This is a genomic window from Vibrio sp. CyArs1 (assembly GCF_022432925.1).
Classification (GTDB): Bacteria; Pseudomonadota; Gammaproteobacteria; order Enterobacterales; family Vibrionaceae; genus Vibrio; species Vibrio mediterranei.
Map to the genome: position 1 here is coordinate 202872 of NZ_JAKRBO010000003.1, position 25806 is coordinate 228677.

Consider the following 25806-nt stretch of genomic DNA (forward strand, 5'->3'; position numbering starts at 1 on the left):
AATTGTAATCAAGGTATTTCAAAACATGATCAAAGGCACAAGATTTGGCAAGAAAGTGGTCGAATTGTCAATAAGGTTTTATGGTATTCATTAACGGCTTAACCGATTAAGTAATTAAGTAAGAAGTTAAGTCGAGGACATAAGAACTGACTATAAAAACGAAACAAAGTATCTGAATACATGGAGTCTTACTGATGAAAACCTCTCTACTTGCTAGCGCAGTAGCTCTTGCTGTTTCTGCATCCTCCGCATTCGCCGCTGATTTAAAATTCGCACCTGGCGAAGACGCACGCTTTAACTGGCAAAGCTACGAAGAGCTGAAAAATATGGATCTGAAAGGTGAAACGGTCACCATTTTTGGTCCTTGGTTAACAGAAGATAAAGAGCTTGTTGAAAGTGTCATTGCGTATTTTGAAGAGGCAACTGGTGCCGATGTGAAATATTCAGGCTCTGACTCATTTGAACAGCAAATTGCGATTGATGTGCAAGCAGGTAGTGCACCTAACATTGCGATTTTCCCGCAGCCTGGTTTAGCGGCAGACTTAGCCTCTAAAGGTTTCCTAACTCCACTTGACCCTAAAATGGGTGATTGGATCAATGACAACTACGCCGCTGGTTCTTCATGGGTTGACCTAGGCACATTTGCTGGTAAAGACGGTAAAGATCATCTGTATGGTTTCTTCTATAAAGTCGATTTGAAGTCACTAGTATGGTATGTGCCTGAAAACTTCGAAGATGCCGGTTATGAAGTACCTCAATCAATGGAAGAGCTAAAAGCACTGACTGAACAGATTGTTGAAGATGGCGAAACACCATGGTGTGTTGGGTTAGGTTCTGGTGGTGCAACGGGCTGGCCTGCAACGGACTGGGTGGAAGATATGATGCTTCGTACTCAATCGCCAGCTGATTACGATAAGTGGACTACAAACGAACTCAAGTTCAATGATGAGAAAGTTGTTGGTGCTATTGAAGAGTTTGGATGGTTTGTACGTAACGATAAGTTCGTCGACGGCGGTGCACGTGCAGTAGCTGCAACGGACTTCCGTGATTCACCAAAAGGTTTGTTTACATCGCCAGCTAAGTGTTACATGCACCGTCAGGCATCATTCATTCCAAGCTTCTTCCCAGAAGGTACAGAGCTAGGTGCTGACGTTGATTTCTTCTACTTCCCAGCGTATGAATCAAAAGACTTAGGTAAGCCAGTACTTGGCGCAGGTACTATGTGGAGTATTACCAAAGATTCTAAAGCCGCACGCGCATTTATGGAGTTCTTACAGTCACCAATCGCACATGAAATCTGGATGGCTCAATCGGGCTTCCTGACTCCGCATAAAGGTGCCAACGTTAATGCTTATGGCAACGACACTCTGAAGAAACAAGGTGAAATCTTGTTGGATGCGACGACGTTCCGTTTCGATGGTTCAGACTTGATGCCAGGTAAGATCGGTGCCGGCGCATTCTGGACAGGTATGGTCGACTACAGTGGCGGCAAACCTGCGAAAGAGGTCGCTGATGACATCCAAAAAACTTGGGATGCACTTAAGTAACCAAGGAAGTAAGTAACTTGGCGAAGTAACGCGATGCCGGTAGACGTAATTTCATTGGGTCGTCTATCGGCTTTCGCAATCTTGATATTCGTTAAGTCTCTCTATAAAGCGAGGTAATGATGGAACAGCTTTATTCCTCTTTATTTATCATGGCACTAGGCGTCGCTGGATGTGTGGTCTACTTCGTAGGCAGCAACTGGCTTCTCACTATCCTATTTCCTACCAGAAATGTCTCAAACCAAAAGATGGCACAAAACCTTAGACGAGCGGCAGCGATTCGTCCTTGGTTATTCCTTGGGCCTGCCTTGGCGTTTTTAGGCCTCTATCTTGTCTATCCAGTATTTGAGTCATTCTATCTGTCAATGCACGACAGAAATGCTGACAAATTTGTAGGATTAGGAAATTACATTTGGCTCTTCAACGATCCTGAGTTTAGAGAGTCACTATTTAACAATCTATTGTGGTTATTGGTTGTGCCTGCCGCCTCCACATTTTTTGGCTTGGTTATCGCAGCACTGACTGACAAAGTGAGCTGGGGGAATATTGCTAAGAGTTTAATCTTTATGCCAATGGCTATTTCATTCATTGGTGCATCGATCATTTGGAAGTTTGTCTACGACTACCGTGCGCCGGGGTCGGAGCAGATAGGTATTTTGAATGCCGTGGTTGAGTTCTTTGGAGGTACTGCACAGGCTTGGATAACCATCCCGTTTTGGAATAACTTCTTTTTGATGGTCATTCTTATTTGGATTCAAACCGGCTTTGCAATGGTTATTTTGTCTGCGGCTCTGCGCGGTATTCCAGAAGAAACGGTGGAAGCGGCGGTACTGGATGGAGCCAATGGAGTACAAATATTCTTTAAAATTCTCATTCCACAGATATGGGGAACGATTGCAGTAGTGTGGACCACAATCACCATTCTGGTTCTGAAGGTCTTCGATATCGTGTTAGCGATGACGAACGGCCAGTGGAGTACTCAGGTTCTGGCAAATATGATGTTTGACTGGATGTTCCGTGGTGGCGGTGACTTTGGCCGTGGCGCAGCGATTGCGGTCGTGATCATGGTGGCGGTAATTCCTGTCATGGTATGGAACATGCGCCAAGCTAGCGCTCAAATGGAGGGGCGATAATGACTGAAAAAGCCCAAACAGCGCCAAGTCTTGAAGAGAGTAACGCACGCTTTAGCTTAAGCAAATTACGACGTTCGCCACTGACTATTTTGGTTCACGCTTCGGTGTTGCTGATTGTGATTCTATGGACTCTACCTACAGCAGGTCTTTTTATCTCATCGTTTAGGGACAAAGATCAGCTTGCTTTATCAGGCTGGTGGACGTCATTAACCGCTTCCGAACAGAACCTTGTGGGTCGTACCGGGGCGCCTGACACCCAAGTTCAGGAAGGTGACGTTTATGTACTCAAGGGGCAACTACTTGTCGATGGTAAGCCTGCTGAAGTCCATGCCTTTGGTTTCTCTTCTCGCGAACCGACAAAATTCGTCCCTGGTGATGTTGCTGAAATGAGAAAGGGTGGAACGCTAACGGTAACGGAAGATGGCCACTACAAAATGACAGCACTCGAACCGTTCAAAGGCAAACGAGGGAAACGAATTTTCTTTACCGCTGTGGTGCCACCGAAGTTTGGTTTAGACAACTATCGTGAAGTACTTACGGCAGAAGGTATTGGTCGTTCGTTTATTAATTCTTTGACCGTTACTATTCCCGCAACAATCATCCCAATTCTTATTGCGGCGTACGCGGCTTATGCGTTGTCTTGGATGAGAATGCCGGGTAGAAACCTACTTATTGCAGTTGTGGTTGGTTTGTTGGTTGTACCGCTGCAAATGTCTTTGATTCCTCTTTTAAGACTTTATAACGACATTGGGGCTTTCTTTGGTGTCGGGGCTAAAACCTATTTGGGAATATGGTTAGCGCATACTGGGTTTGGATTGCCATTGGCGATTTATTTGCTGCGAAACTACATCTCCAGTTTGCCTAGAGAGATTATCGAGTCGGCGAAAGTGGACGGTGCGACTGACTTCGAAATATTCATGAGAATCGTTCTGCCACTGTCGTTCCCAGCACTAGCATCATTCGGGATATTCCAGTTCTTATGGGTATGGAATGACCTTCTTGTTGCAACAGTATTCTTGGGCACTGGTGAAGAGCACATGGTACTCACAGCACGATTACGTGAACTATTAGGCTCTCGTGGTGGTAACTGGGAGATTTTGACAGCGTCTGCATTTGTTTCGATTGCTGTGCCTTTGGGCGTGTTCTTTACGCTGCAACGTTATCTAGTTCGTGGCCTACTTTCTGGTTCTGTTAAGTAAGCAGTTCCTGATTCAACGATGAGAAGAAAGAAATGACAGGATTATCTCTAACAAACGTTAAAAAATCATACGGTGAAACTCAGGTACTGCACGGCATCGATCTGGACATCGACCAAGGCGAATTCATCGTATTCGTTGGGCCTTCAGGTTGCGGTAAGTCTACTCTGCTTCGAATGATTGCGGGCCTTGAGGACATCACTTCAGGTGAGCTTTGTATTGAAGGGGCTCGAGTGAATGAGTTGCCAGCCGCGATGCGGGGCATTGCCATGGTATTCCAGACTTATGCTCTCTATCCGCATATGACTGTATACGACAATATGGCTTTTGCGATGCGCATAGCGAAGGAGCCGAAAGACGCTATACATGAGCGCGTTATGGAAGCTGCTCGTATGTTGCAACTTGAACCGTATCTTGATCGTCTGCCTAAGGCGCTCTCCGGTGGTCAGCGACAAAGGGTGGCGATTGGTCGAGCGATTGTTCGCCAACCTAAGGTGTTCTTATTCGATGAACCGCTTTCCAATTTAGATGCAGCGTTACGTGTTCAAACGCGAATCGAAATTGCCAACTTGAAGGAAGAGTTAACGGAGACCACGATGATTTACGTGACTCATGATCAAGTAGAAGCAATGACGCTCGCTGACAGAATCGTTGTCTTATCAGCAGGTAAGATTGAGCAAGTAGGCACGCCACTTGAGCTTTATACCAATCCGGCGAATGTGTTTGTTGCTCAGTTTATTGGCTCTCCGGCGATGAACATTAGTAAAGCGCGTATGGAGAAGGCAGGTGAGCACTCCTTGGTTACTGCAGAGAGTGGCCACAACGTAGAAATACCAATTGCAGCAGCACAAGAGCTCAATGGCTGTACGTTACAATTGGGAATCAGACCGGAAGACTTTTTAGTCGCTGAAGAGTCCGATGCACTTATGTCTGGGAAAGTGTTATTTGTCGAATCCTTGGGTGAAGTGACTCTCCTACATATTAATGTTGAAGGACATGATGAAACGGTCGTGGCAAAGTTACCAGGTATCCTTGATTTCCACAAAGGTGAAACCATTCACTTAAAAGCGCAACCAGAGAAAATTCACTTATTTAATGAAGAGGGTATTTCTTTGAAATATCTTTAAATAGAGGTTGTTAGCAATTATTCAAAGAGCTCCTTTCAGGGGCTCTTTAACTTTTAAGAGGTGAACCTAAACCGTTTCTTAAAGCAAATTGAATGAGCTCCGCCTTGCTATCCAAACCAAGACCAATCTGCATACGGTACTTGTGTGATTCAATGGTCCTTGGGCTTAGATGAAGCAATTCTCCACATTCTTTAGCGGATTTACCTTGAGCAAGTAACGATAAGATGGTCGTTTGCTTTAGTGTCAGTTTAATGAGTCGTTCATTGTCGGACTCTTGAGCAATACTGCCAGCATTGCCATGTAAACTTAAACGTAAATCAGCATGCTGCCAATAACACAACCACATTTCGGCGACCATTTTTATCTGTCGAGCTAGAGTCTCTGTGAACTCATCATAACCTCGTTCAAAGTTGGTTAACGATATTGCTCCCCACGGTTTGGCAAAGAAACATAGGGGAATAATGGCGTGCCAACGTCCGCCTTGACGAAAAATACGTTTTAAAACGTATTGACTGGATGTCGCTAATTCTACTTCATCAAATACTCGATAAAGTGATTTCGTTTTGAGCAAGCGCAAGTAGTGTAAATGACTATCATCATCCGACAGATAATCGAACTTATGCAGAGGGGGAATAGTTTCACGAGCACTGGAGAGAGTTTTTTGATCTCGGAGTAGTATTGGAGAGTTTGGATAAACCGTTAGTCTATCCAAACCATAAAACTCAAGTAGTTCTGAGGCGCAGGCATTCCATGTGCCAACAAATTGCTCGATTTCTCCAGCATGCAGTTTTTGGGACTGAGATAAAATCAAAGACTCAAAATTCATTTTCGACATAAAGACTTATTAGCTTTTCAACATACACTAAAAATAATTATAGGCACGTAGATGAAATTAGTGATCGTAACTTTGTTCTAAACAGAAAACTTCTTGAATCGTTTTTGTATTAGCTTGTACAGCGCGCTGAATAATCTCTTCATTTTCATAGCTTACTTGATTGAATGACCCATTCAGTAGACTGAATAGTGACTCAATATCAATCATCTGTTTATAGCTTCTGGTTTTCAGGTAATACAGACGGCGATATCGGGATAGTACACCAAGTATTGTCTTAAGCAGTTGGTGGGAAATAGTCTTTGATTTTTCTTCAGTGAGAGTCAGCAGAAATCGCTGATAAAGTTGCTCTATTCTATCGATATGGTTGAGTGTTAATGGTGATTCTAATAATGCGTGAGATAACTCAGTAACCAAGGTCTTCGCTTTTTTCAGCTGTGCAGGTGCTAGGGGGTATTCTCGTTGAGATAAAAGCTGTGACAAGATGAAGTTTGCAGTGGAAGTGGATTCGATGAACTCTTTCCATGTTAGGTTTGAAACAAAACCTCCCAAATGCGTTTTATATTCGACGAAACCTTCGCTACTTAATGCAATTATGGCTTCTCGCATTGGAGAAAGGCCTACATCATAAAGTTCTGCTAATTCGTTTACTCTGAGTTTTTGACCGGGTGGAAATTGATAATTAATGATATCGGATTTTAAGCGAAGTTTGGCTCGCTCTTTTGCTAGTGACATTCAGTACTCCTTAACCTGAACTACTTTGTAACTAATAATTGCCCGACTGAGTACCGTAAAACTACTGCATTATCGTTGAAAAACGATTAGTTATATAAGTGAGGTGTATGGTGGTCGATTAACCACTCCATCAGTTGAATGTTTACTCGAAATTTAGACTACTAGTTAATCGCCATATTCGACGTGCTACTGAGGTTTTGAAATCTTCTTTACGCCGTAAGGGAGTTCAGAGAACAGCTTTGGAACTGTGACTGTGCTTGGTCCCTCTTTGGGCGGTTGCCAATCGAGCAGCATAATAGCAAGGACATTTCGATGTTCCCCATAAGCAAAATCAAAGTCGCCGGAAACTGATGGGATCATGCCTTTATCTTTGTCGATGGCTTTTTGTATCGCCACTCTTGTTTTCGCTACAACAGGATCTTCATCTAACCCAGCAAGCAAGAAACTTAACCCGACTTCTGCTACGACGTCTTCTTTAGTATGCAAAATGATGTCATCGATGTTTTTTCTAAAGTAGTCGAAGATCCACTGGTGCTCTTTTTCGTCGACCAATCGTTGGTAATAACCCGAGTCTGCGAGGATAATATGCGTCATGCCGTAAAGTTTATTACCGAATTGCTGATTGCTTAATCGGTAGTCCTCACCATCAGGGTAAGTTTTTCTAAATGCAGCGATAAATTCATCAACAAGATCTTGTTCACCGATTTGCTTCAGCCAATAGGCTTGATTTGCTAGTTGAGCAGCCCAAGCTGTAATCATTTCTGGGTCAGTTAATACAGTTTCAAAATCGTATTGCTGTAAAATCGACCTTAGTTTTTTATCGTCTTTATGAACTACACCGTATTCATTCAGTCGTGCCAAATAGCGCAACAAGTCCAGTCCCATATAGAAATATTCAGGTTGCTCTTTAGTTGCTTCGTAGCGACGTTGGCTGCGTTCATCTTTGCCTTTTTTATAGTCGTTAAGTCTTTGCAGAGAATACGCTCGAATGGCTTTAGGCGTGGTTACATCAGCTGCAATTTCATTCACTCTAGAAGTTACGTTGGCAAGATCACCTAAAACGACAGCATTGTATCTAGGGTCTTGTGTTTGCCTATACATACGCAGTCCGAAGTGACCTTGTTTGTAGGCAGACAGAGTAAATAATTGTGACTCGTAGGTGTCTTTAACCACGTTTGCTGACGCCTGAAAATGTTGCTTGGTTGGTGGGGTATCAAGAGTGATGATACTAGCACCGGTTAGCAAAAATACGCTAACAATTATTGCAACGATCGCCTTGTTCATTTTCATAACGTGCAGCCTAAATGGTAAGTGAAAGGTGGATTGTAAAAAGTTATTAATAAACGTGTGTGATTTTGAGGTTAATTTTTATTCAGAATATTTATGAACACTTGATTTTAGATCCCTCACTTTTTCATTTAGCTTGGTTGTAGAAGCGCATAATTTGAAATCGAATTGTTTCTTCCTAGTCTATGTTATGCAGAGGCAGGGAGGCGGCGCTTCTGTCTAATTCTAGTACAGAAGGAGTGACAAAATGAGAACATTATTAGTGACACTTAGCTTGATTTTTGCATCATTCTCAAGCTTTGCTGAAAATGGTGGTGCGCCAGGTACCATCTGTCAGATGGAGTCAGGACAAGTGATTACGACTCATCTGGAGCGTTGTCCTAAAAACACAACCAAACTCTGATCATATGTATGATTGAGAAGCTAACACGAACCAGCGATATATCGCTGGTTCGTTTGGTCTTATAGGGGGAGGACGGGTTATACGGTAAAACGGGATACCAGTTGCTCTAACTGCGTTGCGCGTTGATTTAGATTGTCACTCCCGCTCTTATTTAGACCTGCAAGTTGTGCGGATTCACCACTTTGGTCTGAAATCACCACGATACGTTGAGCTATATCTTTACCGACAATCGCTTGTTCCTCCGTTGCCGTTGCAATTAGCGCGTTCATATCGTGAATATTAGCGATGGCTCGTTGTATTTCTTCAATGGCGGTAGCGGCATCATTGGTTTGACGTACCGTTTCATCTCCTCTAGTTCGGCTGGAGTCCATCGCTCTGACGGCTTCATCGGAAGCGCTTTTGAGTTGCTCGATCATCTGATGGATTTCGCCTGTGCTGTCTTGTGTGCGGCTAGCTAACTGTCGAACTTCATCCGCTACGACGGCGAAACCTCGTCCTTGTTCACCCGCTCGAGCTGCTTCAATGGCTGCATTTAATGCCAGTAAATTAGTTTGTTCGGCAATATCTTGAATAACGGTCAAAGAGGTAGAGATGTTTTTGACATCTTCTTCTAACTTACTGATAACTGAACTTGCCTGAAGGACTTCATCAGCTAGAGCTTGTACAGACGTTGCAGCTGTATTCACCGTTTGTTGGGCGTCTCGGGCATTTTCGTCTGCTTGCTGTGCTGATGTTGCAGCGCTAGTGGCGTTAGATGAAATTTCAGAGGATGTTGTCGTCATTTCAGTCATAGCTGTGGCTACTTGTTCGGTCTCTTCTCGCTGATTGGTAGCAAGGCTATCCACCTGCATTGCTCTTCTTTTCATCGCGCGAGTTTCTTCCACAACAATATGGCTGGTCTCCGAGACGTTGGTAATGATCTCCTGGAGACTGCTCACAAACGCATTGAAGTTCTCTCCAAGACGTTTAAATTCAGGTGCATCGAAGCTCTCCATTCTTGCAGTCAAGTCGGCATCGCCTGTCGCAAACGTTTTTAGCGAAGCATCGAATTTATCAAGTGGCTTCATAATGCTTCGGTTGATGAAGGTAGCCATACCAAATACCACAACCAGTGTCAGTCCAGATAATAAAATGATAGTGATAATTTTCGCATTAAGCGCTTCTGTTGCTTGCTGCTCCATAGCAGAAATAGTGGTGTCTATGTCGTCTATGTAAAAACCAGTACCGAGTATCAAATCCCACTCAGGTATATATATCGAGTAGCTTAATTTAGCTTCAGGATTGGTTTGTCCTGGTTTAGGGAAATAGTAGGTAGTAAATGCATTAGATTTGGCGTTATTAATAAGATCTTTAATAAACAAGTTGCCTTTGCTGTCTTTAGCATCGATAAAGTTTTGGCCTAGACCTGAACCATTTTTACCTACAAGCAGACGATTTCCTTTCGAGTCATAGCCAAATAGATAGCCATTTTCTCCATATTCAAGATTTTTAAGTAGCTGAAGCACCTCTTCTCTCTGGCTTTTTTTCTCAATTAGAGGGAGAAGTGAGGACTTAGCAAGTTGTAAGTAGTTGCGCAGTTCTTGTTTCTTATTAACCAGCAAGCTTTCTCGGGTATCATCAAATTGTTGTTGGTTGAGTTCAGAAACCTTTGAGTAAGTGACTCCTAAAATTCCTAATGTAACGAGTAGTAAAGGAAGTATCGTTAAGACATACAACCGCTTTCGAATAGACAAATTCATAACATTCGTATCCTAATTATTATAATAAATACGCAATTATTGAGTTGCGTATCAATAACAAAGCAAGTGGTGTGCCTAAAATTTATTCAGGGAATGGTGTTTGGAAAATAGTTCTTCTACCTGAATGGTTTATAAAGGTTGTGCCCTCAAGTCAGCTAATTTGAAGAAGTGCTTGTCAAATTTTCTATAACGGCTTTTGTTCCGTAACCGGAGAACGATTGCCGCTGAAATTACCGATTATATGATTCAGCGGATAAATCTTGCCATTTAACATATTGATGTGGTTTATCTATTTGAAAAATAAAGATAAAAATCAGTTTGCGAGTTGATTTCTTCGACTAAGCTATAAATGACGAAGTAAAGGAAATCGTCATTTTTGAACGTAATGACATGGAGAATAATATGAAAGCAGTCTTTATTTTTATGCTAGGCGTTATGTGTTCGTTCGCTTCTATAGCTGAGGAAGGAGGCGCACCGGGTAATATTTGTCTAACGGAAGCGGGTTTAGTTGTCACTACTCACCTCGATACCTGTCCGAAAACGATGACGAAGCTTTAATAACTTGAGGCAAAGTGTTGAACCAGCATTTATGCTGGTTCGTGTTTTTTGAGAACCAAGTTTTGAGTGCACTATAAATCGTTTTCTAGTCGCTTCCCTAAATAGCGTAGACAGCTCTCTGGGCTAGATAAAACGGGAATGTTAAATTGGCAGTAATCTACTGCATACGCCATTGATGCTTGTGCCAACAAAACAGCGTTATAGTTTTCTGAAGATTTCTTGATGTGTTTATCAATAGTATTGATGATACTTGTGTTGAATTTATCCATAGAGTCACTGACATAATGGCTCCACGCTTCGGGAATAAATAAGAACTCAAACTGAGATTGCGGGTTCGTGCTTTCTAACAATGACCGAGTTGGAACAATGGTGCTTTCAAGAGTAACGGCGACAAGTACTCTTTTGTAATTAATAGTTTGCTCTGCCATCGGTCGATCGACTCGAAAAACGCGGTTATCAGGATAAGCATCTGCAATTGGGCCTAGGGTTGAACAAGTGCAAACAATAAAGTCATAGCCTTGAGTAAGCCGCTGGCTTAAATAATCTTGAATCTGTTTGACGATAGAAGGAGTTGGCCCTGTTTTGCGTATCTCGTTTAGAAACGATTCTTGGACATCGTGGGATAGCTCGTGTTTAGGGAGCGATGTTGTGGCTAGAGGTTTAAAGAGGGTGATGTTGCTCGATAAAGTGTGCAGGAACAAAATCTTCATAAAAATCCTTTTCGTTACTGCTTGGGAGGCTCCTTCTGGAGCCTCAACAATACAGATTAATTATTCACCAATGCAACCGCTTCACGAGTAAGTAGAGCAAGTTCGTCCCATTCGCCAGCTTCGATAAGCTTTTTATCAACCATCCATGTTCCACCGCAAGCAAGTACACGAGGGATCGCTAGATAGTCTTTGATGTTCTTAGGGTTGATTCCACCTGTAGGCATTAAGCAAATATCACCGTAGGGTGCTAACAGTGACTTCACCATATTAACGCCACCAGATGCCTCCGCAGGGAAGAATTTTAAAGTAGTGAGCCCCATTTCCAACGCCGCTTCAACCGTACTTGGGTTATTGACTCCGGGTACAATGTCAATCTCAAGCTCTTGGCACGCTTTAACGGTATTTGGGTTGAATCCAGGTGAAACAATAAATGTCGCTCCCGCTTCTTTTGCTGCAATCACTTGCTCGCGATTTAAAACCGTACCAGCTCCAATCAACATATCTGGTTGCGCTTCTCTTAGCAAACGAATCGCTTCGACCGCGGCTTCAGAGCGGAAAGTGATCTCAGCGGCAGGTAGGCCGTTTTCAGCCAGTACTTTGCCTAAAGGGATAATATCTTCCGCTTTGTCGATAGCGATAACAGGGATGACTTTAAGCGCCTGTAGTTGTTCGTTGATAGTCGACATGTAAATTCCTTAATGTTTTTGGGTCACGACATCAGTCGCAGTCTTGGGGATTATTGCCCCTTTATGTTGAATTACGATTCCAGCAAGGCGATTGCCTCTCTGACAAGATTGCCTTAATGATCCTCCAGCGAGGTAGCAGGATAGGAAGCCACCGTTAAAGGAGTCTCCAGCAGAAGTGGTGTCCACTACCTTCTCAACAACTTGTGTTGGAATGTGTTGACTACTAGTGGCAAATTCTTCGGAAATGAAACAACCTTGAGAGCCTAGTTTTACCACCACATGTCTTACGCCTTCAGCGTGAAGTCGTTGCACAGTATCTTGTGGTGTAGTGTCTCCCCAAATTAGCTGTTCGTCATCGAACGTAACCAGTGCGAGGTCAGTGAGTTGATACATTTGCTGATAGGTTGATTTTACGGTTTTCAGCTCATCTATCGGCCACAAACTCGCACGATAGTTACTATCAAAACTGACTTCTACGCCTTGTTTTTTCAGCTCTTGAAGAAGTTGGAACATGAGTATTCGGTCTTCCTCAGGTAAAATCGCAAGACTAATCCCACTCAGGAAAACCATGTTGACCTGCTTAAGTGAAGCTTTGACGGCCTCAAAACCAGATTGCTGAAAAAGGTAGCGAGCAGCAGATTGATTTCGCCAATATAGAAACGTTCGTTCACCTTGTTCATCTAACTGGATCAGATAAAGCCCAGGTGTACGTTGTTGATCTCGAAGAACCAATGAGGTGTCAACTCCTTCTTTGTGCCAGCGAGACAGCATGCCGACACTAATGGGGTCAATGCCTAGGGCTGAGACATAGGACGTTTTAATTAATGTAGGGTCCGGGTTTAAGGCGCAGGCACGGCTAAGATAAACTGCGGCGTTGAGGGTATCGCCACCGAATGTTTGATGCATCTCGCCAAATGGTTTGCCATTTAACTCGATCATACATTCTCCGATAATCGCAATGTGTTTCATCATGATTTCTCCGGTGGTTAGATGTTGGTAAAGTAACGCTTAGCGTTATTGAAACAGATATCTTCGACCATAGGGCCAAGTAGCATCATGTCATTAGGTACTTCTCCATCTTCCGCCCATTTTCCGACAACGTTGCACAGTATTCTTCGGAAATATTCGTGGCGCGTATAAGAGAGGAAGCTGCGAGAGTCGGTTAACATACCAACAAACTGACTCAGTAGTCCTAGTTGAGACAACTGTTCTATTTGTCGTTGCATGCCATCTTTTTGGTCGTTAAACCACCAACCAGAGCCAAATTGAACTTTGCCCGCAATGCCGCCACCTTGGAAGTTTCCAATCATCGTTGCCATCATTTCGTTATCACGAGGGTTTAGGCAGTAAAGAATGGTTTTAGGTAGTTCATTACTTTGATCCATTTCATCAAGAAGATGAGCTAATTCGAATGCAAAGGTACGGTCACTGATGGAGTCAAAGCCGGCATCTGCACCAAGCAATTTGAACATGCGTGTATTATTGTTTCGCTGTGCGCCAATGTGCAGTTGCATTACCCAACCTAGCTTGGCGTAGCGTTTACCTAACCAGACTTGGACCGCAGTAGAGAATTGTGCGCACTCTTCTTCTGTAAGTTTTTCTCCGCTTAAGCGGCGATTCATCAAGTGGTCTAATGCTTGCTCTGATGGAACTTGTGCGTAACGAACGATTTCAATGCCATGATCGGCTGCACGACAGCCGTGAGCATCGAAGTGAGAAAGACGTCGATCAAGTGCGTCAAGCAGGGTTGCGAAACTGTTAATCTCAACATCTGCTGCGCGGCCTAATAACGTCATATAGTCTGCAAAACCATCCAACTCAATTTTGAAGGCTTTATCAGGACGCCAACTAGGTAGTACTTCAATATCGAAACTTTCATCATCAGCAATCGCTTTATGATGTTCAAGCGTATCGACTGGGTCATCAGTTGTCCCGGCCATGACAACATTCATTTGCTTCATAATACCGCGTGCTGAAAACTCAGGCGTTTGTAGCAGCTCGTTACAATGGTTCCAAATGGTGTCAGCCGTCTCGGGACTAAGTCGCTTCCCTGTAATACCAAATGGTCGACGCAACTCTAAATGCGTCCAGTGATAGAGCGGGTTACCTAACGTCATAGGCACTGTCTTTGCCCACGCTTGAAATTTGTCGTAATCAGAGGCAGAACCTGTGATCAATTGCTCTTGAATACCAGCTGAGCGCATACCGCGCCATTTGTAGTGGTCGCCTTCAAGCCAAATTTGACCGAGGTTATCGAACTTACGATTGCTTGCAACTTCGGCTGGATTTAAGTGGCAGTGATAATCATAAATCGGCTGTTCAGCCGCGTATTCATGATATAGGCGACGAGCCGTCTCGTTACTTAGTAAAAAATCTTCGCAGAGAAAGTCTTTCATCACTTAGGTCCTTAACGAAGCTTTAGAGTGCAGCAACAGTTGCTTTAGCACCATGATCGATAAGTGATTGGTAGGCGCTTGAAACTGCATCAATCACAATTGGGTTCTGACCAATCTCTCTTGGAAAAATCGCTTCGATACCAAGTAATGCTGGGACGACATTGACGTTTAGACCGTGCTGGTCGCAGACACTTCGAAGCATTGTTGCCATTGGGTCGCGAACGTCGATTTCGTTACCTTGCTCATCAATACCCGACACATAGCGCATCCAGCCAGCGATACCTGCGGCAAGCCATTTAAATTCAGAACCTTGGTCTAGATGGAATTTTAGACTTCCCCCCATACGTTGAGGGATCTTTTGGCTACCGTCCATCGCGATCTGCCAAGTCTTGTGTTTTAAGCTAGGGTTAGTGAAACGATCAATGAGCAGCTTGGCGTAAGCTTCTAAATCTGTCCCTTCGGGCATCTTAAGCGATGGGGCTTGCGCTAACATCATCATATCGAAAGCGGCTTTGCGATAACCGGCATCTGTCATCGTGTCTGAGATATGAGCGTAACCCCCGAGGTAACCTAGGTAAGCTAAGAATGAGTGACTACCGTTTAGCATTCTGAGCTTCATCTCTTCATAAGGTACAACGTCCGCGACAAACTCTGCACCAGCAATGTTCCAATCTGGACGGCCAGCTACGAAGTTGTCTTCGATTACCCACTGGCGGAAAGGTTCACAAGCAATACCACATGGGTCTTCAACGCCGAGTAGTTCAGTGATTTCACGTAGCGTTTCTTCCGTTGCTGCAGGAACGATACGGTCTACCATAGTGCAAGGGAAAGTTACGTTTGCTTCAATCCAGGCACCTAGCTCAGCATCTAGTAACTTGGCGAATTCTAAAATAGCCGCTTTCGCCACGTGACCGTTTTCTTGTACATTGTCGCAAGACATGACAGTAAATGGTGATAGACCACGTTCGCGACGAACTTTCAAAGCTTGAACTATGCAGCCTAGTGCTGATTTTGGAGAAGATGGGTTTTCTAAGTCGGCAATGACTAAAGGATTGTTCTTATCTAGTCGACCAGTAGCAGGGTCTGCGCAGTAACCTTTTTCAGTGATAGTCATTGAAACAATGGCGACCTGTGGCTCAGCCATCTTCTCAATAACAGTATCGATGCCTTCTAAACTTGGGTGTAGAGACTCTGTCACTGAACCAATAACTTTGACGTCAGTAGACTGAGCGCCTTTTTCCGCGACAGTATATAAATGATCTTGTGCGCGTAACGAAGTAATTAACTCTTCTCCACCGAAAAGGTTGATTTCACAAATACCCCAATCGCTTTGTGATTTTCGAGCAACCTCATCAGTAAAGAGTCCTTGGTGTGCGCGGTGAAAGGCGCCGAATCCTAGGTGAACAATTCGAGATTTAAGTGTTGAGCGATCATAGTTAGGTGTTTCTGCGGTGTGGTTCAAAGAAGTATTGCTGATATTATTCATTGCTTGGCCTATTTAATTCTTGTTTAGGGTTATGCTTGTCTAATGACGCCTTTGGTCAGAATGACGTTTGCCTTCAGTGCACGCTCAGACGTAGCAACGATGGCAAAACAGGTTTTAGCCTCTTCATAGAAAGCGAACCTTTCTTTGTATTCCCAACCCTTAAACTTTTCGTGCTTGTTAATGATCGTTTCGTACTGACTCCAGACTTCTGGAATTTGATTGGCAGCGATAGGCTCCATGACACATGTCGGTTTCTCAATATAATCATCCAACGGCATCAAAGAGAGGATGGCATCAAGTAGTTCAGGGATGGAATGCCCATCGGCACGGATTACGTGCTTTGCATTTGATACCACAGGAAAGTTGGCATCGGCGAGTACGATTTTGTCGCCGTGTCCCATTTCCATTAGTGTCTTCATTAGTTCTGGTGAGATAATTGGGGGAATTGTTTTTAGCATGATTTGCTGTCCTGCATAGCGGCTTTTTTGGTATCGATACTTAGGCGATAGATTGTGATTAAATTCATTAGAATAAATGTTGACTCCATGAGTGTTCCCCCAATGGATCCAACGATGTAATTGTTGATTGTCCATCCCACATTATTGGTAAGAAATAATAACCTCATCTTAATTCCACTGGTTCTATAGAGCCCATACGTCGCTAAGCTAGAGGTGAATATGGTGATGAGTTGATAGTATTCTGTGAACTGAGATAGACCTAAAATCCACATTAATGTGATAAAACCAAACATAACTTTTAAGCTTTTGGTCTTACCTGAAAAATACGTTCGAGCACCGTTTAAAATGCACATAAATGCTGATATGAAGCTGCCTAACAACGCGAAATGCACCATCATCACTGCACACATACATACGAGTAAAAAGCGTAATTTAGCGTCATCTTTCTGTAGTGAAAGAGTGATTCCGATAAGGTAGCCGACAAAGCCAAGTGCTTGCGCAAAGTTAATGTCCACGTATTGCTCCAAGAGGAAGCCGCGAAGGCGGCCTCCTCAACTAACTTAATTAAGCGATAGTTCCGTTGGACAACATAGCGTGGTAGCGTTTAGCATCTTCCACTTGCTGCTCCATAAAGCGATAAGCGTGGTTTGCGATATCCTCGCTGTTGCTCCATGTTTCGCGCCAGATTGCTAATTTTCCGGAATGCGCAGGCTCAGAAACTGCAGATGAGAAAACTTCCAAACCAATGAAGTGCTGGTAGTCTATCTCAGCTAATGCACGAAATAATTTAGTAAAGTTGAACTCACCAGTACCTAGATAACCGCGATAGTTATCAGCAACTTGGATATACCCTAATTTATCCCCTAACGTGAGAATAGCACCACGAATGTCTGACTCTTCGATATTCATATGGAAGGAATCAAGTTGGATATAGAGGTTATCGGCTCCAACCTTATTCGCGTAATCTAGACCTTGTTTAGCGGTGTTAACTAGGTTGTTTTCATAGCGGTTCAATGCTTCAACGCAAATGTTGATGCCGAATTGCTTTGCATAAGTAGTCAGTTCTTTCATCGAACGAACAGAATTTTCTATTTCCTTATCTGTACGTTGGATATCAAACTTGCCTAGTGCAGAGGAAGTTGGCCCCGTAATCCACTTGGCACCCAGTTTGGCTGCACAGTCGATGCCTTTCTTCATTTTTTCAACGGCAGCTTGTCGAGTCGCTTCATCTTCCGTTGCAATATCTAGGTCGGCAGCGTGAACATAAGGACACACACAGGTCATACCATAAGTATCTAGGATCGCTTTAACCGCTTCTGTGTCTACTGTCTCAGGAGCGCGGATAGGTACTTCTAAAAAGTGATAACCTAGCTCAGACGCCTTTTTCGCCGCTGCTTCAACTTCGCCTGGAGTCCACGTTGGTTTCCAAACTTGAATATGAGTCCCAAACTTATTCATCTTCCGTCTCCTCAATCATGCCGATTAGGTCGAACTTCTCGAAGCTCACCTCAAGCTGGTGGTCTTTGTTTAGGTTTGGATAGCGAACGCGAACAGTGTTGTCGGCACAATCGAAAATCCAACCAATCTCGCAATCAGCGAAGTGGTTGCGGTCTAGTACTTGTGGAATGAGTTCCCCATCCAACTTACACCAGAAAGCTCCTTTCTCAGGACTGATTACATGCCACTCATACATCTTGATTGGACTTACATAATCACCTTCTGCTTTAACATTGATCGTGCAGATATCTTTGGAATCCACATTGAAGCGAGAAAGTTTATACTCCCCCTGTTGGAACTTATTAGTTTCACCATCGTCTTCATACAGCTCATAACTGGCTGTCGCTGGAGCAAGGTGAAGCTTGAGTGTTTCGACTTGGTCCAGTTTTAGGTGATTAATGTCTGACGTTGATGTTACGAAACCACCTTGCTTAATGAACATTGGAATGGTGTCTAGTTCGACATCCAAAGTGATAGTCTGACCGCCTTGATACACTTCATGCGTACCCCAACGAAGCCATCTTTGACCTGCTGGTAAGTAAACGTCTTTTTGCTTCACACCTTTCTCTAGTACTGGAGCAACTAGAAGGCTGTCACCCCACATGAACTGGTCTTCAACGTCATAGACATTCGTGTCATTCTGGAAGTCAACCATCAATGGACGTAGGATTGGCTCACCTGTTTGAGTAGAGCGATGAAGCCAAGTGTATAAGTATGGGCTCAACGATAAGCGTAATTGGATAGCATCGCGAATAAGTTGAGTGACGTCCTTATACATCCAAGGTTCAGTAACTGTGTTGTCTGTATTACATGAGTGGATAGAAAAACGAGGATAGAATACGCCGCTCTGTACCCAACGTACGAACAGCTCTTTCTCTGGTCGAGGTCCTGCAAAACCGCCAACATCCGCACCGTTATTTGGAACGCCGGATAGACCCATACCCATGATGGTCTTTAAACCATATTGCATCGCACACCAAGTAGAAGGGTTGTCACCACTCCAAGTTTGAGCGTAGCGCTGAATACCGGCTGAGCCGGAACGGTTAATAACGTAAGGACGAACGTCTGGAGCTGATTCTGCCAATGCTTCTTGAGCAACTTTACCCATAAGCGTAGGCTGTATAGCTTTCAGTTCTCCAGCGACACCACCTAATCCATCGAAGTGACAGGTTGCCATACGATCGTTGATCTCGTATTCGCAGTTATCATTCCAAATAGAGGTAACACCATGGTCGATCAATGAACGTTTCATTTGATCTTTCCATACGCGACGGCCATCTGGGTGAGTGAAGTCAACAAATGAGCCCATACCACCCCACCAGCTGTCGGTATATGGATTTTCACTGTCCGCTGTTTTTATAAAGCCATTATTACTAGCATATTCATCGTAGTACGGGTGAGTGACGAGAATACCAGGCTTAATATTTGGTGATACCGGACAGCCACGCTCTTCCATCGCTTTAAAGAATCGGCTTGGCTCAGGGAATCGTTTCTGATTCCAAGTAAATACATAGCGCTTATTATCAGAGCCTACGGTGTAACCTGACGAAAGTTGGAAGCCGCTTACTGGAATTTGTTCACGATCGTTTTGTTCCATGAAACCAAGGATTGCGTCGTCACAATCCTGTGGTAGCTCAGGATAATACATGGTTGAGCCTAGATACCCCATTGAGTACTTCGGTGGCATGTATGGTTTACCTGTAAGTTGTGTGTAGCGTTCCAATACGTCAGTGACCTTTGGTCCATTGATGAAGAACACATCAATGTCACCACCTTCAGCGCGGAAGTAAGAATAACGAGGCCAATAACCAGACACTTCACTGTCCATATGGAACTCAGATTCCCAGCTATTATGGTAGAACATACCAAGAGCGTGGTGCGATTCGTTATCGACGCGCATGTAGAAAGGAATGTGTTTATACATATTCTTAGTCTTAGATGGGTCATGGTTGATCGCATCTTTTGGACTAATTGAAATATGTTCACCTTTTTTATTGATGTTGCCAGTTGTCTCTCCGAAACCGAAATAGCGCTCATCACGAGTCTCACTATAATGATAAACACGTCCAAGGTGGTCTTGCTGGATAGCTCGGTTAGGAAGATCGGAGTAGATCACTTTGCCATCTTGGTTGTAAATCTTAACGACAAATGGGTCTTTAAACAGCTTTACAGTAAGCGAAGCCGTTTTGATTGCGTAATGTGTTTTGTTTTCTACAAACTCTGGTTCTAATAATTCTATTCTTTGGCGTTCATTGCCTAACAATGAGTCAAGTTTATCATCCCAGCCTGTCATGGTTAGAATATATGATGCCTCTTCATACTTCTCTGTAAAGTCGGCACGTAGACGAATGATATCATCTGATAAGAAGTACATTCTAAGAGCAATAGATTCTGTTTGAATAGAGAACCAGTCGTTCTCTTTGTTCACAGAAATTAATTTATTCGTTGTTTTCATTTTATTAATCCAAATTCAAAAATCAGTTACATCAAATTCAGTAGAGTAGGTAGACCAGTTGTTAGGAACGGGACATAAGTAATAAAGAGCAACATCACTAATAACGCAAAGAAGAATGGTATTAATGGTTTGGTTACCGCTTCAATCGTTGTATTGCCAACGCTACAGCCAATAAACAGCACACTTCCTACTGGAGGAGTCATATTTCCAAGGCCTAAGTTAAAAATCATCATCAAGCCAAAATGAACAGGGTCCATTCCTAAATGACTGGTGATAGGCATGAAAATTGGAGTAAAAATAAGTACTGCTGGTGTTAGGTCCATAAATGTTCCTACGACTAATAAACATACGTTTATAAGGAGCAGAACAAGAATAGGGTTGTCAATCTGCAGAATCAGTTCACTGATTGCATCTGGAATACCCGTAAAAGCCATAACCCAGGACATAATTCCCGATGCAGCTATCAACAATAGAATCGAAGCAGACATGATCAGAGATTTACGAAGAGTCTCTATGTAGTCTTTTATTGTTGCCATGCGATAGATTATGGAGAGAGCCAGAGAGTATATAACGGCGATACCTGCACCTTCAGTAGCAGTAAAGATACCTGCGACAATACCTCCAATTACTACCACGACTAACAGCAGACTAGGTAGTGCTTCAAAGGTTACTCGTTTTGCTTCTTGGAATGTAGGCTTACCAGCAACAGGGTAGTTATTCTTCTTAGCGTAATACCAAGCTACAATCATACAAGCTAAGCCCATCATGATACCTGGGATATAGCCGCCAATGAAAAGTGCACTAATTGAGGTACCACCACTTACCAATGAGAAGAGAATAAGTGGACCACTTGGCGGGATAAGAATGCCAGATGGTGCGGAAGCAATGTTTACTGCGGCAGAGAATTCAGGGCTGTAGCCTTCTTTTTTCTGTAGAGGTGCCATTACGCCACCGACAGCTGCAGCCGCCGCAATAGATGAGCCAGATATGGAACCGAATAACATGTTTGCTACAATATTCGTATGGGCGAGTCCTCCTGCGAAACGACCTGCGGACAGTTTTGCAAAGTTAACTAACCGCAGTGCTATCCCGCCGCTATTCATGATGTTACCGGCTAAAATAAAGAACGGAATGGCGAGCAAGGTAAAGCTATCAATACCCGCATACATTTTTTGGGCACCCACAAACGCAGCCATATCCGGCATTATGAAAAAGCCTAGAATTGCGGATGATAAGGCGATAGCTATAGCAATAGGTACGCCAATAAATAATAGAATAAAGAAAACTGAAAATAGTAATACTGCAGCATATAGGGGCTCGTATACTAACTCTGAAATGACTTCAAACATTTTTAATTACCTTCAGTTAGCTACAGAAGTATCTGCAGTACTGCTATTGTCAGGCTGCGATTTTATTGTTATGAGAATATGCTGGATTTGAATTAGCGTAACTAACAATCCAGAAATGAATACACATGAATAAACCCAAGACATAGGAATGCCTAAAATGGCGGTCTTTTGACTTCCTGCCGAAACTATTAAATCGTAACCACCATATACCATTACGAAAAGAGTAAAGAAGAGCACAATGCAATCATTAATTATACGAAGTTTCTTACCTGCTTTAGGTGAAAGCTTCTCAAATATAAATACTAGTGCTAAATGTTCTCTTGTTTTAAAAGCAAGGGCAGAGCCAAGCATAACCATCCAAACCAAAAATGAGCGCAGCAATTCTTCAGTAAATGTACTTGGGTTATTTAAACCATACCGAGAAAATACTTGCCAAAAACAAAGAATGACTAACGCAACTAAAATTATTATGCATAGTCGTTCTAACTGTTTAAAAATAATTTCCATAACGACAACTCCAAGATTAGGCTCAATATCGCTATTGAGCCTAAGATATGTACTAGTTAGCTTTGAATAAGATCTAGCAATTTAGCAATGTCAGGGTTCGCACGATATTCATCATAGAGCGGCGCAACTTTTTCACGGAAAGGTTCAATTTCAGGATAGAAGAACTGAACTCCCATTTTCTCTTTAGCTTCTTCAATCGCTAGCTTCTCTTCTGTACCCCAAAGCTCTTTTTGGAAGTCTCTCGCAATGTCCGCTGACTCTTGTACTGCTTCTTGTTGTTCAGGTGTTAATTTCTTCCAAGAATTAGTACTAATTACAACAAAATCAGGGATTCGGTTATGACGGTCAAAGCTATAGTACTTAGCAACTTCACCATGGCGACCAAGTGTTAATGCAGTCGGGTTGTTTTCTGCACCATCAATAACGCCTTGCTGAAGAGAAGTGAAGATTTCGCCGTAAGCTAGTGGTGTTGGTGTACCACCGATCAGTTGAACCATCTTAATTGCTGTTGGACTGTTCATTACTCGGATCTTTTGGCCGCGTAAATCATCAGGAGTCATAATTGGCTTGCTAAGGGTATAGAAGTTACGCTCACCACCATCAAAGAACGTCAGTCCTTTAAGGCCTGTATCCATCGTTTGCTCGTAAACAAACTTACCTGCATCGCCTTCAAGAGCTGTGTACATGTGTTCTCTATCATCGAATAGGTAAGGCAGCGCGAAAGCAGAGTAAAGAGGATCAAATGTTTCAAGGGTAGACGCACCAACACGTGTCATATCAATAACACCACGTTGTACTTGCTCAACGACTGAACGCTCGTCACCTAATACACCATTAAAAAACAAACGGATTTTCACTTCACCATCAGTTCTTTCTTTTACTTCATCTGCAAATTTCTGCATAGCTTGGCTAGTTGGGTGATCCTCTGCCAAGTTGTGTGCCATTCGTAGCGTAAGTGCTTGTGCATTAAAAGCAGCAATACTAAGGGCTACAGTAGAGAGGGTAGTCAGTAGTTTTATTTTTTTACTCATTGTGAATGTCCTTTTATGTTTCACTGGTATGCCAATATAGGCTTGTTGTGACCAAATAACAGTCGAATTTGAGATTTATGTGCCATGCATCACAGGTTTTTGTACTGACAAGTCTGTAAATGAGTCATTCATCAAAAAAATGGAATCACATTAAATATTGGTAAATAAACAATTAAGTCATTAAAAAACAGTGGCTTATAGAATTTGTGTCAGAGCATTGTAAAAACCTGATATACGTCATAACTATAAAAACTGAAGTTAAATTGGTATTTTTAAAAATTGATATTGGCATGCCAGTGTGGTTAGAATGGTCGAGAAGTTAATGAATTCTGTTGGAGAAACACTCAATGAGTAAAAGAGTTGCGATATATTGGCCCGGTGAGTTTTATGAAAAACCAAACAAACTTGCACAGCCAGAGGCCGAAGCTGCCTTAGTTCAGTTACAAAGAGCATTCGAAAAGCTAGGTTGGGAACCTTATGTAATTGAAGGTTGTATTGATAGGCCCCATAAAGCTCAAGAGAAGTTGTGGAATATTAAGGACCCAGTTGTCGGTTTGTTTGTCCACTTTGCTTGGGGTACTCATACTTTAGAAGGTGTGATAGGAAAAGATACACCGCTATTGCTATGTTCAAATTTCAACAGAAAGTGGCCTGGGTTAGTAGGTCTTCTTTCTACGTCAGCATCCCTTAAGTCTTTTGATCATGACCATAGCCGCATTTGGACCGACGCAGAGGATTGGTCTAGTGATGAGCTATTTATGTCAAGATTGTCTGAGTGGTGTACCACTGGACAGATTCAGTATGATGATTCTGAAATTAAGCGCGTTATGCCTATCTCCTCTGAGTCAGTTGATATTGCAAAGTCTGTTGCGGAGGAAATCAGACGTAAGCGTATTACGATGTTAATGCTGGGTGATACCTCCCAAGGTATGGTCAATTCTTACTTTGGTCCTCGTCTACTTATGAAGCACGGCTTTTCCGAGTATAAGTTTGATCAATCTTGGATTGCTCACCGTGGTCAGTTTGTTACACAAGAGCGTATTGAAGAAGCTTTCAAATTTGTGGTGGAGAAAGGTGTTAAGTTCCATTGGGAAGATGACTTTACTCCGGAATCAACGAAAGAGCAGCTTCGAGATTACCTTACGGTTTTGGACATGGTTAACGAATACAAAGCTGACTGTCTAGGCTGGCAACATCAAATTGGTATGCTAGAAGTATTACCACCTTCAGATTTCGCTGAAGGTTTGTTGAACTCAGCTTGTAGACCTGAATCAAATGGCAAGTCCATTGTTTGTGCCACGGAAGCGGACCAAGGTAATGCGATGCCGGCTGAGCTTCTTAAGCGACTACTTGAGAAGAAAGGCCTACACGGTGCCGTATTTATGCACGACTTACGTTGGTGCGGTGAGCACGAAAATAAAGACATATGGATGATGTGTAACTCAGGTTCAAGTGGTGCTTATGGTTTTAACAAACAGGTAGATTCGCTTGAAGGTGTAAACTCATATCGACAAGTTCGTCGTAAGTTCCCAATTGGTGGTGGTACATTTGCTGGTTTAGGTCAGCCGGGTGAAATCACCTGGGCACGTTGTTACAATATCAATGATAAGTTGATAATGGACATCGGTCGCGGAAATATCGTTGACTTGCCAGAAGAAAAACGTAATGAGTGGTGGAATGGTGCGACACCTGAGTGGCCGCTATTACCAACTGACCTCGGTGTAAGTAAAGAAACCATCATGGGGCACTATATGAGTAACCATATTGCAATTTGTTACGGTGACGTCATGCAAGAGATGGTAGCATTGTCCACTGAGCTAGGTTTTGAAGTCAGAATTTTTGGCAATAACTAAGGAATAATTTAATGAATAGCAGTACGGTTGGGTTAAAAAGATATCAAGAAATAGGTAACAGCCTAAAACAAGATATTTTTAGTGGCCGGTATTCTATAGGTGACAGATATAAATCAGAGCGAGAAATTGCTGAAACATATGATGTCAGTCGTACTGTTGTTCGAGAAGCCTTTGTTATGCTAGAAATTGAAGGCGTCGTTGAAGTGAAAAAAGGCGCTGGCATCTATATTCAACGAGCTAGTGAAATCAATGGTAATGCAATCATTACCAGTGAACTAGCAGATGTCGGTCCTTTTGAGCTTCTACAAGCTCGACAATATATTGAGTCAGAAATAGCGTCGCTAGCAGCTCTGCAAGTAACTAAGAACGATATTATCAAACTCAAAAAAGCTCTAGAAAGTGAAAGACAGTTTTTAAATAATGCGGATTTGAACCAATCAGACATCGAAGATGATGCTGATGAGCAGTTCCACCGTCTCATTGCTGAAGCAACTCAGAATAGCGTTTTAGCACAAGTTGCCAAAGACTTATGGTCACGCCGTCATAATAGTGCGATGTGGGCTCAGCTGCATTCTCGTATTGAGAATAAAGACTACCGTAAAAAGTGGTTAGATGATCATGAAGTAATTTTAGCGGCCTTAGTTCGAAGAGACGCTAGCGGAGCTAAAGAAGCAATGTGGCAACATCTTGAAAACGTCAAACAGACATTATTGGAACTTTCTAATATTGATGATCCTAATTTCGATGGATATCTATTCGGATAAATTGATATAGAGCTAATTAGTTAACTTAGGCTTCCTTTATTTATTTTTGGAGGAAGTAAG

24 protein-coding genes are annotated in these 25806 nt (G+C 42.9%); 8 read left to right on the forward strand and 16 right to left on the reverse strand.

What is annotated here, in order from left to right:
• The first annotated feature begins 194 nt into the window (after positions 1–194).
• From MMA19_RS11480 to ugpC, 4 genes are all read left to right on the forward strand, one after another.
• Positions 195–1547 carry an ABC transporter substrate-binding protein gene (locus MMA19_RS11480; RefSeq protein ID WP_006070304.1) on the forward strand — a complete coding sequence of 451 codons (1353 nt, stop codon included), beginning with the start codon at positions 195–197 and terminating at the stop codon, positions 1545–1547.
• Positions 1548–1663: 116 nt separating this feature from the next.
• Entirely contained in the window at positions 1664–2677 is a 1014-nt protein-coding gene (locus tag MMA19_RS11485; RefSeq protein ID WP_235225472.1) for a sugar ABC transporter permease, read from the forward strand.
• Entirely contained in the window at positions 2677–3876 is a 1200-nt protein-coding gene (locus tag MMA19_RS11490; protein ID WP_240206262.1) for a carbohydrate ABC transporter permease, read from the forward strand. Before MMA19_RS11485 ends, MMA19_RS11490 begins: the two co-directional genes overlap by 1 nt.
• Positions 3877–3908: 32 nt before the next feature.
• On the forward strand, positions 3909–5000 hold the full coding sequence (ugpC, locus tag MMA19_RS11495; RefSeq protein ID WP_006070307.1) for a sn-glycerol-3-phosphate ABC transporter ATP-binding protein UgpC: 1092 nt from the start codon (positions 3909–3911) through the stop codon (positions 4998–5000).
• A gap of 46 nt (positions 5001–5046) precedes the next feature.
• On the opposite strand, the gene MMA19_RS11500 is transcribed toward ugpC, so the two are convergent.
• The 3 genes from MMA19_RS11500 to MMA19_RS11510 all read right to left on the reverse strand — a co-directional run bounded on the left by MMA19_RS11500 (position 5047) and on the right by MMA19_RS11510 (position 7857).
• A complete protein-coding gene (locus MMA19_RS11500) occupies positions 5047–5835 on the reverse strand; it encodes a LuxR C-terminal-related transcriptional regulator (protein WP_240206263.1) in 789 nt (262 codons plus the stop codon).
• A gap of 57 nt (positions 5836–5892) precedes the next feature.
• Positions 5893–6567 carry a GntR family transcriptional regulator gene (locus MMA19_RS11505; protein ID WP_006070309.1) on the reverse strand — a complete coding sequence of 225 codons (675 nt, stop codon included), beginning with the start codon at positions 6565–6567 and terminating at the stop codon, positions 5893–5895.
• A gap of 186 nt (positions 6568–6753) precedes the next feature.
• Entirely contained in the window at positions 6754–7857 is a 1104-nt protein-coding gene (locus MMA19_RS11510) for a DUF3541 domain-containing protein (RefSeq protein ID WP_198559227.1), read from the reverse strand.
• Between the two features lie 244 nt (positions 7858–8101).
• Between MMA19_RS11510 and MMA19_RS11515 the strand changes: the two genes are divergently transcribed.
• Entirely contained in the window at positions 8102–8257 is a 156-nt protein-coding gene (locus tag MMA19_RS11515; RefSeq protein ID WP_198559226.1) for a hypothetical protein, read from the forward strand.
• A 77-nt stretch (positions 8258–8334) separates the two neighbouring features.
• On the opposite strand, the gene MMA19_RS11520 is transcribed toward MMA19_RS11515, so the two are convergent.
• A complete protein-coding gene (locus MMA19_RS11520; protein WP_240206264.1) occupies positions 8335–9996 on the reverse strand; it encodes a methyl-accepting chemotaxis protein in 1662 nt (553 codons plus the stop codon).
• Between the two features lie 402 nt (positions 9997–10398).
• Between MMA19_RS11520 and MMA19_RS11525 the strand changes: the two genes are divergently transcribed.
• The gene (locus tag MMA19_RS11525) at positions 10399–10554 is read left to right on the forward strand and encodes a hypothetical protein (protein ID WP_006070313.1); all 156 of its coding nucleotides are present in this window, start codon (positions 10399–10401) and stop codon (positions 10552–10554) included.
• 71 nt (positions 10555–10625) lie between these two features.
• Here the strand turns inward: MMA19_RS11525 and MMA19_RS11530 are convergent, their stop codons facing one another.
• Genes MMA19_RS11530 through MMA19_RS11585 form a run of 12 tightly spaced genes read right to left on the reverse strand, consistent with a single transcriptional unit; the run spans position 10626 to position 23129 of the window.
• Positions 10626–11264 carry a hypothetical protein gene (locus tag MMA19_RS11530; RefSeq protein WP_240206265.1) on the reverse strand — a complete coding sequence of 213 codons (639 nt, stop codon included), beginning with the start codon at positions 11262–11264 and terminating at the stop codon, positions 10626–10628.
• A 56-nt stretch (positions 11265–11320) separates the two neighbouring features.
• Positions 11321–11950 (reverse strand): bifunctional 4-hydroxy-2-oxoglutarate aldolase/2-dehydro-3-deoxy-phosphogluconate aldolase, encoded by a 630-nt coding sequence (locus MMA19_RS11535; protein ID WP_240206266.1) that lies wholly within the window; start codon positions 11948–11950, stop codon positions 11321–11323.
• Between the two features lie 9 nt (positions 11951–11959).
• The gene (locus tag MMA19_RS11540; protein WP_171389948.1) at positions 11960–12919 is read right to left on the reverse strand and encodes a sugar kinase; all 960 of its coding nucleotides are present in this window, start codon (positions 12917–12919) and stop codon (positions 11960–11962) included.
• Positions 12920–12936: 17 nt separating this feature from the next.
• Positions 12937–14346, reverse strand: a complete 1410-nt coding sequence (gene uxaC, locus MMA19_RS11545; RefSeq protein WP_240206267.1) for a glucuronate isomerase — start codon at positions 14344–14346, stop codon at positions 12937–12939.
• A gap of 22 nt (positions 14347–14368) precedes the next feature.
• Positions 14369–15832: a fructuronate reductase gene (locus tag MMA19_RS11550; RefSeq protein ID WP_240206268.1), complete on the reverse strand. Its 1464-nt coding sequence runs from the start codon at positions 15830–15832 to the stop codon at positions 14369–14371.
• A 29-nt stretch (positions 15833–15861) separates the two neighbouring features.
• A complete protein-coding gene (locus MMA19_RS11555) occupies positions 15862–16290 on the reverse strand; it encodes an RbsD/FucU domain-containing protein (protein ID WP_088877940.1) in 429 nt (142 codons plus the stop codon).
• Entirely contained in the window at positions 16284–16805 is a 522-nt protein-coding gene (locus MMA19_RS11560) for a YgjV family protein (RefSeq protein ID WP_161493974.1), read from the reverse strand. The genes MMA19_RS11555 and MMA19_RS11560 overlap by 7 nt, the downstream gene beginning before the upstream one ends.
• Before the next feature lie 49 nt (positions 16806–16854).
• Positions 16855–17748, reverse strand: a complete 894-nt coding sequence (locus MMA19_RS11565) for a sugar phosphate isomerase/epimerase (RefSeq protein ID WP_107306074.1) — start codon at positions 17746–17748, stop codon at positions 16855–16857.
• Positions 17741–20242: a TIM-barrel domain-containing protein gene (locus tag MMA19_RS11570; protein ID WP_240206269.1), complete on the reverse strand. Its 2502-nt coding sequence runs from the start codon at positions 20240–20242 to the stop codon at positions 17741–17743. The genes MMA19_RS11565 and MMA19_RS11570 overlap by 8 nt, the downstream gene beginning before the upstream one ends.
• A gap of 26 nt (positions 20243–20268) precedes the next feature.
• Complete coding sequence (locus tag MMA19_RS11575) at positions 20269–21591, reverse strand: TRAP transporter large permease (protein ID WP_088877944.1); 1323 nt, start codon at positions 21589–21591, stop codon at positions 20269–20271.
• 12 nt (positions 21592–21603) lie between these two features.
• Positions 21604–22098 (reverse strand): TRAP transporter small permease, encoded by a 495-nt coding sequence (locus MMA19_RS11580; RefSeq protein WP_240206270.1) that lies wholly within the window; start codon positions 22096–22098, stop codon positions 21604–21606.
• A 56-nt stretch (positions 22099–22154) separates the two neighbouring features.
• A complete protein-coding gene (locus MMA19_RS11585) occupies positions 22155–23129 on the reverse strand; it encodes a TRAP transporter substrate-binding protein (RefSeq protein ID WP_088877946.1) in 975 nt (324 codons plus the stop codon).
• A 347-nt stretch (positions 23130–23476) separates the two neighbouring features.
• Here MMA19_RS11585 and MMA19_RS11590 point away from each other — a divergent pair, with 347 nt between their 5' ends.
• Positions 23477–24982, forward strand: a complete 1506-nt coding sequence (locus MMA19_RS11590) for a fucose isomerase (protein ID WP_107306066.1) — start codon at positions 23477–23479, stop codon at positions 24980–24982.
• An 11-nt stretch (positions 24983–24993) separates the two neighbouring features.
• Positions 24994–25746 carry an FCD domain-containing protein gene (locus tag MMA19_RS11595; RefSeq protein WP_088877948.1) on the forward strand — a complete coding sequence of 251 codons (753 nt, stop codon included), beginning with the start codon at positions 24994–24996 and terminating at the stop codon, positions 25744–25746.
• Positions 25747–25806: the final 60 nt, after the last annotated feature.